10 protein-coding genes are annotated in these 10,971 nt (G+C 71.8%); 6 read left to right on the forward strand and 4 right to left on the reverse strand.

The features are described 5' to 3' along the window. Positions 1-124: 124 nt before the first annotated feature. Together AB0K18_RS49865 and AB0K18_RS49870 are read right to left on the reverse strand one after the other, a co-directional pair. Positions 125-991 carry a haloalkane dehalogenase gene (locus AB0K18_RS49865; protein WP_364930120.1) on the reverse strand — a complete coding sequence of 289 codons (867 nt, stop codon included), beginning with the start codon at positions 989-991 and terminating at the stop codon, positions 125-127. Positions 992-1,025: 34 nt separating this feature from the next. Next, positions 1,026-1,844: an NAD(P)H-binding protein gene (locus AB0K18_RS49870; protein ID WP_364930121.1), complete on the reverse strand. Its 819-nt coding sequence runs from the start codon at positions 1,842-1,844 to the stop codon at positions 1,026-1,028. 83 nt (positions 1,845-1,927) lie between these two features. Here AB0K18_RS49870 and AB0K18_RS49875 point away from each other — a divergent pair, with 83 nt between their 5' ends. Together AB0K18_RS49875 and AB0K18_RS49880 are read left to right on the forward strand one after the other, a co-directional pair. Continuing rightward, a complete protein-coding gene (locus tag AB0K18_RS49875; RefSeq protein WP_364930124.1) occupies positions 1,928-2,497 on the forward strand; it encodes a TetR/AcrR family transcriptional regulator in 570 nt (189 codons plus the stop codon). 100 nt (positions 2,498-2,597) lie between these two features. Then, a complete protein-coding gene (locus AB0K18_RS49880) occupies positions 2,598-3,818 on the forward strand; it encodes an MFS transporter (protein WP_364930127.1) in 1,221 nt (406 codons plus the stop codon). 119 nt (positions 3,819-3,937) lie between these two features. On the opposite strand, the gene AB0K18_RS49885 is transcribed toward AB0K18_RS49880, so the two are convergent. Beyond that, positions 3,938-5,140 (reverse strand): BadF/BadG/BcrA/BcrD ATPase family protein, encoded by a 1,203-nt coding sequence (locus AB0K18_RS49885; RefSeq protein ID WP_364930130.1) that lies wholly within the window; start codon positions 5,138-5,140, stop codon positions 3,938-3,940. A 96-nt stretch (positions 5,141-5,236) separates the two neighbouring features. Between AB0K18_RS49885 and AB0K18_RS49890 the strand changes: the two genes are divergently transcribed. From AB0K18_RS49890 to AB0K18_RS49905, 4 genes are all read left to right on the forward strand, one after another. Continuing rightward, positions 5,237-5,719, forward strand: coding sequence for a recombinase family protein (locus AB0K18_RS49890; protein WP_364930133.1), 483 nt, complete (start codon positions 5,237-5,239; stop codon positions 5,717-5,719). A gap of 20 nt (positions 5,720-5,739) precedes the next feature. Continuing rightward, complete coding sequence (locus tag AB0K18_RS49895; protein ID WP_364930136.1) at positions 5,740-6,936, forward strand: RNA-guided endonuclease TnpB family protein; 1,197 nt, start codon at positions 5,740-5,742, stop codon at positions 6,934-6,936. 284 nt (positions 6,937-7,220) lie between these two features. Next, the gene (locus AB0K18_RS49900) at positions 7,221-8,519 is read left to right on the forward strand and encodes an alpha-glucosidase/alpha-galactosidase (protein ID WP_364930139.1); all 1,299 of its coding nucleotides are present in this window, start codon (positions 7,221-7,223) and stop codon (positions 8,517-8,519) included. Positions 8,520-8,527: 8 nt separating this feature from the next. Next, positions 8,528-9,307: a DeoR/GlpR family DNA-binding transcription regulator gene (locus AB0K18_RS49905; RefSeq protein WP_364380083.1), complete on the forward strand. Its 780-nt coding sequence runs from the start codon at positions 8,528-8,530 to the stop codon at positions 9,305-9,307. 151 nt (positions 9,308-9,458) lie between these two features. On the opposite strand, the gene AB0K18_RS49910 is transcribed toward AB0K18_RS49905, so the two are convergent. Further along, positions 9,459-10,727, reverse strand: coding sequence for an alpha-glucosidase/alpha-galactosidase (locus tag AB0K18_RS49910; protein WP_364930142.1), 1,269 nt, complete (start codon positions 10,725-10,727; stop codon positions 9,459-9,461). Between the last annotated feature and the right edge of the window lie 244 nt (positions 10,728-10,971).

Below are 10,971 nucleotides of genomic sequence, written 5' to 3' on the forward strand. Positions count from 1 at the left end.
CACGACGAACCGGGGCCTGCTACCGGGCGCTCCGATGCTTACCCGGACGGGACTTTCACCCGCAGGCCTGGACCAGCTTCCAGGACGCAACATGCCAACAAGTGTAGGCCAACACTTGTACGACTTATGCGAGCACGTGCCGCCATGCCGTGACGGCCTCCGTGACGGCCTCCGCGATGGCCTCCGGCCGGTCCTCCGGGGTGTGGTGGCCTGCCACCTCAGGGCGTTCGACGATCTCGACGGCGGCGAGGTTCGCCGCGCACCAGGCGAGCGTCTCCCGCGTCCACATCGCCCCCGGGCCGGGACGGAAGGCGAGCACGAGCTTGGGGACGTCCGCGCTCGCCGCCGCCCACCTCCCGAACGCCTCGATCCTGGCCACCACGTCGGCGGGCTCGCCGCCGAGCGGCAGCGACCGCGCCCAGCGCAGCATCGGGCGGCGGCTCTCCCGCGTCGGGTACGGCGCCAGGTAGGCGGCCAGGTCGTCCTCCTCCAGCGGAGTGGCGACGGTGGCGGGCAGGGAGCGGCGCAGGTAGTCCGGGTCGTCGAGGATCATCTTCTCGCCGGCGCCCGGCGTCTTGATCGCCCTGAACAGGTCGCGGCCTCCTTCGGGGAACTCCTCCCAGGTCATCGGCTTCACGACGGCCTCGGTGACGACGATGCCCCTGACCCTGCCCTGATGACGGGCCGCCCAGTCGAAGGCCAGCGCGCCGCCCCAGTCGTGGCCGACGAGCAGCACGTCGTCCAGGTCCAGCGCGTCGAACCAGGCGTCCAGGTAGGCGGCGTGGTCGGCGAACGTGTAGTCGATGTCCGGCTTGCCAGACTCGCCCATGCCGATGAGGTCGGGCGCCAGGCGGCGGCCCGCTGCGACGGCGGGCATGACGTCGCGCCAGAGGTGGGAGGAGGTCGGGTTGCCGTGCAGGAACACGATCGGCTGCCCCGCGCCGGTCTCCCGGTGGTGGATGGTGGAGTCGAGGATGCGGGTCACGGGCATGATGCGGCCCTTTCTGTGGCGATGCCGGTGGCGGTCAAGGGCGGAAGGCGGCGGCGTAGCGGGCCGCCCAGTCGGCGAACGTGCCCGGTGCGCGGCCCAGGATGGCGGCCACGTCGGGGCTGACCTGCTGCTCGGCGGCCGTCGGCGTACCGAGGACGGACAGGGTGGCCTCGACGGCCTCCAGCGGCATGAACCGCGTCATCTCGGCGTGGGCCTCGTCCCTGGTCTGCTCGATGAAGCGCACCTCGGCGCCGAGCGCCCGTCCGAGCGCCGCGGCCCGCTCACGCGGGGTGATCGGCTCGGGCCCGGTGAGCACGTACGTCCGTCCCGCGTGCCCGTCCTGCCGCAGCACCGTGGCCGCGACCTCGGCGATGTCGGCCGGGTCGATGAACGGCAGCGCGGTGTCGGCGAACGGCGCGGCGGCCGTCCGGCCCGCGCGCACGGATCCGGCCCAGGCCAGCGTGTTGGTGAAGAAGCCGCCGGGGCGCAGGATCGTCCACTCCAGGCCGGATGCGCGGACGGCGGCCTCGAAGGCGGCCGGGTGCGCGTACAGGCCGGGCCTGGTTCCCGCGCCCTGCGAGGAGAGCAGGACGACGCGCCGGATCCCCGCGCTCTGAGCCGTCTTCAGGACGGCCTCCGGCTCCTGCCCGGCGACCAGCAGGAACAACGTGCTCGCCCCGGCGAAGGCGGCCTCGAGGCTCGCCGGATCGCCGAGGTCGGCCGCGACGTGCCGGACGCCCGCCGGCTGCGGCGCGGGGTTCCGCGAGACGGCGGTGACCTGCTCTTCCGCGGCGGCGAGCAGGCGGACGACCTCGGCGCCGACGTTTCCGGTGGCACCCGTGATGACGTACATGAGGACCTCAGTTCTTAGTTAGTTGACTGACTTAGAATGGAGACCATAGCGGGCGGGGAGCTGGGCTGTCTATAGTTAGTCAGGTGACTGACTCAAAGCGGCCGGGAAAGCGGGAGCGGCTGGCGGGCGCCGCGGTACAGGTGCTGCACGAGCGCGGGGTCGAGAAGACGACCCTGGCCGACATCGCGCGGGCCGCCGACGTCCCCGTGGGCAACGTCTACTACTACTTCAAGACGAAGGACCAGCTCATCCAGGCCGCGATCGACGAGCACGGCCGCGAGCTCGACACCCTGATCGCGAGATTCGAAAAGCTCCCCACCCCGCAGGAACGCCTCAAGGCGCTGCTGCGCGGCTGGATGAGCCGGCCCGACGTCACCGCCCGCTACGGCTGCCCCACCGGCACCCTCGCCTCCGAGCTGGACAAGCGCGACGACGGCCTGGACAAGGCGATCGCCGGGGTGCTGCGGCGGCTGCTCGACTGGGTGGAGACGCAGTTCGCGGCCATGGGACGGGCGGACGCGCGGGAGCTGGCCGTCGGGCTGTTCGCCTCGTACCAGGGAGTCGCCCTGCTCACCAACACCTTCCGCGACCCCGAGCTGATGACCGTGGAGGGACGCCGCCTGGAGCGCTGGATCGACTCGCTCGCCGTTTGACCCGTGGGCCGGGGGGCGGTAACGTCCCCCTCCCCTAGCGACGCCTTTCCGGGGCCCGCGGGTGGTGGGGGCCGTATCCATCGGCTCTCCGGAGGCCCGCATGTCCACCGCCTCGCGCGACTTCCGTCTGCTGCTGCTCGGGCAGACCACCAGCCAGCTCGGCGCCCAGGTCAGCGCCGTCGCGATCCCGCTGCTCGCCGTCGTCACGCTGCACGCGTCCCCGCTGCAGCTCGGTCTCGTCACGGCGTCGGGGACGGTCGCGTTCGCGCTGATCGGGCTGCCCGCAGGGGCCTGGCTCGACCGCGTACGCCGCCGCCCGGTCCTCGTCGCCGCCGACCTGGTCAGGGCCGCCCTGCTGGTCACGATCCCGGTCGCGGCGCTCCTCGGCACGCTGTCCATCGCGCAACTCGTGCTCGTGTCGCTGCTCACCGGCGTCGCCCGGGTGTTCTTCGACGTCGGCTACCAGAGCTACCTGCCGTCCGTCGCCGGGCCTGATCTGCTCAAGGGCAACGCCGCCATGGAGACCATCCGAGCGGGCGGCCAGCTCGCCGGGCCCGGCCTCGGCGGCTGGGCGACCACGCTCGTCGGCGCCGCGAACGTGGTGCTGGTGCAGGCCGCCGCGTTCGTCGTGTCGGCCGGGTCGCTGCTGGCGATCGCCGTCCGCGAGCCCGCCGTCCCGCCTCCCGGCGCCGGGAGCGGGATGGCGGGGCAGATCCGGGAGGGGCTGGCGTTCGTGGCGCGGACCCGCGTGCTGCGCGCGCTGCTCGTGACGAGCGCGGCCGGCAACCTCTCCTTCGGCGTCGCCTCTGCGGCCGGGTTCGTCTTCATGGTGCGTACGCTCGGCCTCCCGCCCGCGGCTCTCGGTGCGGTGCTCGCGCTCGGCTCGGTCACCGTCATGCTGGGCGCCGCCCTCACCCCGCTTCTGGCTCGTCGGTACGGTTCTGCGCGGATCGTCTGGCTCTGTCTGGCGGTGACCGGGCCCGCCGGGCTGCTCACGCCGCTCGCCACCCCCGGCTGGGGCGTCGCCCTGCTCGTGCTCGGCACCGCCGCCGGCGAGCTGGGACAGATCGTGTACGCCATCACGAGCGTCACCCTGCGCCAGCGGCTCTGCCCCGACCGGCTGCTCGGCCGGGTGAACGCCACCATGCGCTGCTTCGTGACCGGCATCTTCCCCGCGGGCGCCCTGCTGGGCGGCGTACTGGCCGAGGCCGCAGGGGTACGAGCGGCGCTCTGGACCGCCGCCGTGATCATCCTCCTGTCGCCCCTGCCGACGTGGCGCGCCCTGCGCGGCCTCCGGGACATCGAGCAGACCCGGCTCTGACGCCACCAGCCCGCCCATCTCCAACCTCCGCCCTGCAGCCTGCCCGTGGAGGCCCGATGCCGGGGCCGGGGCCGGGGACCAGGGGCCGGATGTGACGGGGTCGGTGCGGGCGCGGTGGCTCAGGAGCCGCCGGCCAGCCAGTCGGCGTGCGCGCCGTGAGCCCCGGCAGCAAGCCAAGCCGCTGCGGCGGCCGTGTCACCGGCGATGGCGACCGAGGCGGCCCACCGCTCCTCACACAACCGCCGGACGCGCTCCCGCAGCGGCCCCTGCGCCGTCAGAACGCCACCGGCCAGCACGATCGGCGACGTCTCCCCCGGCGCCCGGACCCTGGCCAGCGTGGCCAGCAGCCGATCGGCGGCCGACTCGATGATCGCAGCAGCCGCCGGATCACCCGCCTCGGCAGCCTGCCCGACGAGCGGTGCCAGCGGCGCGAGCGTCGCCACAGGCGCCGCCTGCGCCCGAATGATGATGAGATCAGCGGTACGCGAACTCAACTCCACCCCAGGCCCAGCCACCGCCTCAGCAACCAACCGCGCCAACTCCCCCTCCGCCCCGCCGACGCCCGAGCGGCGCACGCGGCCACCCCCATTCCCCGCTGAGCCCGAGCGGCGGCCCAGGCCGTCACCCGGACTCCCCACCGAACCCGGACGACCCGCGGCGTCGCCCGCACTTTCCGACGCGGGTTGGGGCGTCTGGTCCACGGACGCATGGACGGTGACGGGCTGTCCCGTCGGGAAGTCGTCCAGGTCGTCGGCTTCCGATCGCATCAAGCGGGTGCCCGACATGTCGGGGGTGGGATGAGTTGGCGGGGTGGTGAGGTGGTGGATGGTGTGGCGGGCGGCGGCGCGGCCGAGCCAGAAACCGGAGCCTTCGTCGCCCAGCAGCCAGCCCTGGCCGTCGGCGACCTCCGTGACCCGTCTGTCCGCTACGCGCAGGGCCACGGCTCCTGTGCCCGATAAGAGGACGTGGCCCGAGGGGTCAGGGGTGCCGGCTACGAAAGCGAGCAGGGGGTCTTCGACGCCGCGTACCGGGAGATGCAGGCCGCAGTCGGCCCAGGCGCGGGTGAAGGCGGCGTGTACGGCGGGGTCCTCCAACGCGCCGAGGCCGGCGAGGCCGATCACCCCGTTCACCACCCGGCCGGGGTCGGTCGCGCCGAGCGCTTGCTTGACGGCGGTGGTGATCTCGGCGAGTGCGGCCTCGACGCCGTGTGCGACGGGGTTCCCGCCGCCGGCCAGGCCGTAGCCGGCGCGCTCGCCGGTGGACGTGGTGAGCAGGGCACGCGTGGAGGTGCCGCCGGCGTCGATGCCGAGGAAGAGGTCCATGGTCGCTCTCTTGTTACGCTGGGGCTGGGGCTGGGGGGTTGTCACTGTTAGTGGAATTAACAGTTTGGGTCAGTTCCTCTCTGCCATTGTGAGTGTGTGAAGCTTTCCGGATGGGCGCGGCGGAACGGCGTGCACTACCAGACCGCTTGGCAGTGGGCACGAGAGGGGAAGCTGCCGGTGCTGGTCACCAGGACCGCGACCGGCCGGTATCTGGTGCTCGAGCGGGCTTCCGGTCGGGACGGCCGGGCAGTGGCCTTCTGCCGGGTCTCGAGCGCCGGCCAGAAGGCGGACCTGGAGCGGCAGGCGGGGCGGGTCGTCACGGCCGCCACTGGGAGGGGTTTGACGGTCGCTGAGGTGGTCAGTGAGGTGGTCGCTGAGGTCGCCTCGGGACTGAACGGCCGGCGGCCGAAGCCGGCCAGCCTGCTACGGGACTCTTCCGTGCCGGTCTTCGTGGTCGACGACGATCTGGCCCGGGACAAGATCGATGTCCTCTCCTCGTTGTGTTCCTGCTTGTACGGGCGCCGTCTGGCAGCGCGCCGCGCCGGGGCGGCCTTGCGCGCGGTGCGGGAGGCGACGTGACCGAGCGGCAGGGATACCGTGTGGAGCTGGCTGCGACGCTTGAGCAGCGTGTCCGGCTCGCCCAGCACGCGGGTCTGTCGCGGGTGGTGGAGAACTTCTGCCTGGAGAAGGTGAAGGCCGCGCTCGCCCAGCGCGAGGCGGAGAAGACCTACGGCATCCCAGACAAGGATCTGACGCCGGTCCCGTGGTCGGCTCCCGCGCTTGAGCGGATGTGGCGTTCAGAACACCGCGACCGCTTCCCGTGGTTCACCGAGGAGGGCTTGTCCTCCAGGGTGCCGAAGGAGGCGTGCCGGGTCCGGGCGGCCGGGTTCAGGAACTTCTTCGATTCCAGGTCGGGGAAGAGGAAGGGCCGTAAGGCCGGGTTTCCGGGCTGGCGCACGCGTAAGCACGGCTTGAGGTTCCGCTACGACGCCGGCCGTGCCCGGCCTGAGTCGTCGCGGCTTGTCCGCCTTCCCGGTGTCGGGATAGTGCGCACGCGCGAGGACATGTCGTGGCTGACCGGTCGCATCGCGGACGGGCGCGCTCGGGTCGTCGGCGCCACCGTGCGCGAGCAGGCCGGGCGTTGGTGGGTGTCGTTCCAGCTCGAGATCGACCGCACGGACGTCAACGAGCGGCGGACGGTCGCGGCAGAGGCGCCGGCGTGCGGGATCGACGTCGGGATCACGACGTTCGCCACGATCGCGGACGACGACGGCACCGTCACCGAGATCCAGGCCCCCAAGCCGCTCAAGGCCAGCCTGCGTAAACTCCGCACAGCAGGCAGAGCGGTCGCGCGGAAGAAGCCCGGTTCGAGCAACCGGGCCAAGGCCGTCCGGCGGCTCGCCCGGCTTCATCTCCAGGTGGCTCATCGGCGGGCGGACTTCCTGCACAAGACGACGACGATGCTCGCGAGATCCAAGCGGGCCATCGCCGTCGAAACACTGAACGTCACCGGCATGGTCGCCAACCGCAGGCTCGCCCGCGCGATCTGCGATCTCGGGTTCGGCGAATTCTTCCGCCAGCTCGCATACAAGAGCCGCTGGTACGGCTCGAGCGTGTGGGCGGCCGACCGCTGGTACCCGTCCTCGAGACTCTGCGGCGGCTGCGGGGCCGTCAACCGGGATCTGACCTTGGCGGATCGGGCGTGGACGTGCGGGTGCGGACTCGAGCACGACCGTGACGTCAACGCCGCCCGCAACCTGCTCCAGGCCATGAGCCTCGAGCAGGCCGCTGCTTAGTTTCACGTCGCCGGGCAGTTCCCCGGAGACGCTGAACGCCTGTGGAGGCGACGTAAGACTTCGAGCGATCGAGGCAGATGCCAGTGAAGCAGGCAAGAGAATCACTGAGATTCTCCGAACGGTTGGCGCGCACTGTACTCGACCCGACACCACCACCCCAGCCCCAGCCGAGCCGGCCTGTCGGTCGGTCGGCTGAGCGCGTTGGGGTCGGCGGGCGAGAGGGACGACCCCGCTGGAGTGGCTGGGCCGCCCTTTCGCCTGGCTTGGCGTGGGATACTGCGGAAATGGCGCGGGTCGTGTTCATCGGGGTCGGTGACGTGGAGTTGACGCGCCGCGTGGTGTCCGCGCTGGTGCTGGGTGCCGGGCTGCGGGGCGAGCTGGAGATCGTGCTCCACGATGACGATCCAGGGAAACTGGTGACGACCGAGCGGCTGGTGCGGGCGATCGACGCGGAGGCGGGGTCAGAGGCGAAGATCCGCAGCGTGTTCGATCGGCGGCAGGCGCTCAGGGGCGCCGATTTCGTGGTGAGTCATCTCGACATCGGCGGGTTCGAGGCGACGTTGCGGGACTTCGAGATCCCGCACCGGTACGGACTGCGGCAGACCATCGGCGACACCATCGGCATCGGGGGGATCTTCCGCGGGCTGCGGACCATCCCCGTGCTGGTCGAGCTGGCGCGGCAGATGGCCGACGAGTGCCCGGACGCGTGGCTGCTGAGCTGCAGCGACCCGATGGCGATGACCGGGTGGGCGGTGCACGAGGCGACCGGCTACGAGCGGTTCGCCGGGTTGTGCCACGCGGTGTGCGACACGCACGCGTACCTGGCCGATCTCGTGGGGCGCGATGAGGACGAGGTGAGCTTTCTCAGCGCCGGGCTCAACCACCAGTCGTTCGTGCTGCGGTTCGAGGCGGGCGGGCGGTCGCTCTATCCCGAGCTGGACACGGTGCTGGAGGCCGACCCGCAGCTGCGGCGGCACGTACGCGCCGAGCTCTACCGTACGTTCGGCTACTTCCCGACGCAGTCGAGCGAGCACGCCGCCGAGTACGTCCCCTGGATCATGCGCCACCCCGACGAGACCGCCCGGCTGGGCGTGCCGGTCGAGGAATACCTGCGGCGCGTCGGCAAGAGCCTGCACCTGTACGAGGAGACGCGGCGCGCCCTGTCGGCGGGCCACCCGCTGCTGATCCGGTGGCAGCACCAAGAGCCGGCGGCGGCGATGATCCTGGCGATGCTGACCGGCGAGGAGAAGGAGATCTACGTCAACGTGGCCAACCGGGGCCTGATCGGCAACCTGCCTGAGGGGTGTTGCGTGGAGGTGCCGGCGCTGGTCGGTGCGGCGGGGGCGCGGCCGCGGGCCGTCGGCGACCTGCCGGTGCAGCTCGCCGCGCTCAACAGGACGTTCCTGAACGTGGTGGAGCTGACCGTACGGGCGGCGCTCGACGGTGATCGTTCGCACGTCTATCATGCGGCGATGCTCGACCCGAACACGGCCGCCACGTTGCCGCTGCCCGCGATCAAGGCGCTGTGCGACGAGCTCATCGAGGCGCACGGCGACCTGCTGCCCCCCGCGGTCCGTGCGTGATGGAGTCGATGCCGACGGAGGTGCGCCGCGAGCGCATGCTGGCGCTGCTCACCGAGCAGGAGTTCGCGCGGGTGGCGGAGCTGGCCGAGGCGTTCGGGGTGTCGAGCGTGACCGTGCGCGCCGACCTCGACGCGCTGGAGGAGCAGGGCAAGGTACGCCGGGTGCGCGGCGGGGCGATGGCGGCCGGTCCCGCCCCGCATGTGGAGCCGTCGTTCGAGCTGTCGCTGGGCACGGCGGCGGTGGAGAAGTCGCTGATCGCGAAGGTGGCGGCGCGGCTGGTGACGTCCGGCGAGTCGGTGCTGATGGGGGCGGGCACGACCACGTCCTACGTGGCCCGCGAGCTGGTGGCGCGCTCGGAGCTGACCGAGGTGACGGTGTTCACCAACGGGTTGCGTACGGCGCTGGAGCTGGAGCCCGCGTTGCCCCGGATCTCGGTCGTGGTGACCGGCGGGAGCCTGCGCCGCCAGCAGCATTCGCTGGTCGATCCGCTGGGCGGCAAGCTGCTTGAGGGAATCAGGGCGCACACGGTGATCCTGGGCTGCGGCGGGGTCGATCCGGTGGCCGGGGTGACGAACGTGAGCCTGCCCGACGCCGAGATGAAGCAGCGGATGTTGCGGGCGGCGGCCAGGAAGATCCTGGTGGCGGACGCGTCGAAGCTGGGTGTGGTGGAGATGGCGCCCATCTGCGCGATCGGGGAGATCGATCTGCTGATCACCGGGGAGTCGGCCGATCCCGAGTGCGTGGCGGCGCTGCGCGACAAGGGGCTGGAGGTCGAGGTCGCCCGCTGACCCAGGTCCTGAGCTTCGGCGGACGAGGGCCACGCGCCGGCGGACAGGGCGGGCGCCCCGGGCGGATCACTGCCCGGGGCGGTGGGAACGGCGGCCAGGCACGACGCGCCTCCAGGAGGCGGCCAGGCACGGACGCGCCTCCGGCAGGCGGTCAGGCGCGGAGTGACTCCGGCAGGAGGTCGCCGTGGGCGCGGGTGAGGTCGTCGGCCATCGACCAGATCTCGTCGAGGGTGAGTGAGGCGGCCGTGTTCGGGTCCACCATCAGGGCGTGCCTGACCAGGCGGGGGTCGCCCTCCTGCGCCGCCCGTACCGTCAGCTCGTTGACGCTCACGTAAGCCCTGTTCAGGGCCGCGCACTGCGGGGGCAGCGCGCCGACGGCGGTGGGGCGGACGCCGGTGGCGTCCACCGCGCAGGGCACCTCGACGACGCAGCCGGGCGGCAGGTTCGAGATCAGGCCGTCGTTGACGACGTTGCCGTAGACGACGCGTGGCGTGCCGGTGACGATGCTGTGGATGATCTGCGGCGCGTACTCGTCGGTGCCGGCGATGTCGAGCTCGCCCCCGCCGCGGACGAGGTCGCGGGTACGCTTGTACTCGGCCACGTTCTCCTCGCTGACCCGGAGGTATTCCCCGACGGGGATGCGCAGCCGGTCGAGCTCGCCGTCGTGATGCATGAGCCACGGCACGTACTCGGCGGAGTGCTCGCTGGTCTCGGTCGGGTAGTAGCCGAGCCGCCGGTACATGTCGATCCTGACCCGCCGCCGCAGCTCGGGGTCGTCCACGTTGAGCCGGGGGTAGAGGTTCTCGCCGTCGCGCTCGAAGCGCAGCACCCACGCCTGGTGGTTGACGCCGGCCGCGACGTACGAGACCTCCTCGTAGGGCACCGACACCAGGTCGGCCAGCCCCCGCATGGTCCAGTAGACGGAGTGGCAGAGGCCGACGACGTTCTTGACCTTGCCCGACAGGTACCAGACGTTCATGGCCATCGGGTTGGTGTAGTTGAGCAGCAGCGCGTCGGGGCAGACGGCACGGATGTCGGCGGCGAGGGCGTCGAGCAGGGGGAAGGTGCGCAGGGCGCGGAAGACGCCGCCGGCGCCGATGGTGTCGGCGATGGTCTGGCGCAGCCCGTACCTGGCGGGGATCTCGAAGTCGGTCACCGTGGCGTCGTAGCCGCCGACCTGCACCATGTTGATGACGAAGTCGGCGCCGTCGAGCGCCGCGCGGCGGTCGAGGTGGGCGGTGACGACGGCGGCGTCGCCGGTGATACGGCGGGCGACGGCCTCGGCGACCTCCAGGCGCTCGGGGTCGATGTCGTGCAGGGCGATGCGCATGCCGCGCAGCTCGGGGAAGGCGACCAGGTCGGCGAGCAGCCCGTGGGTGAAGACGACGCTTCCCGCCCCGACGAACACGATCTTCTTCATCAGATACCTCCGAGGAAACCCCCGCTTTCAGGCGGGGGAGGAATCGGACCCCTGCGGAGCAGGACAGGGGCAGCCGGCTCACCGCCAGGCGAACCGGCGTCAAAACCCGGCGCGGCTCCGCAGGGTTCGGTGGTGTGTTCGACGGTGGTGATGACCAAGCCACCGGACGAACGATCGGAAACATCCTCGCCGCCGGGCCGGCGGAGCGGTGAAACGCCTGTGGAGCTGGTGTAAGACCTCAACG

It is taken from the genome of Nonomuraea sp. NPDC049421 (genome assembly GCF_040677005.1).
GTDB classification, from domain to species: Bacteria; Actinomycetota; Actinomycetes; order Streptosporangiales; family Streptosporangiaceae; genus Nonomuraea; species Nonomuraea salmonea.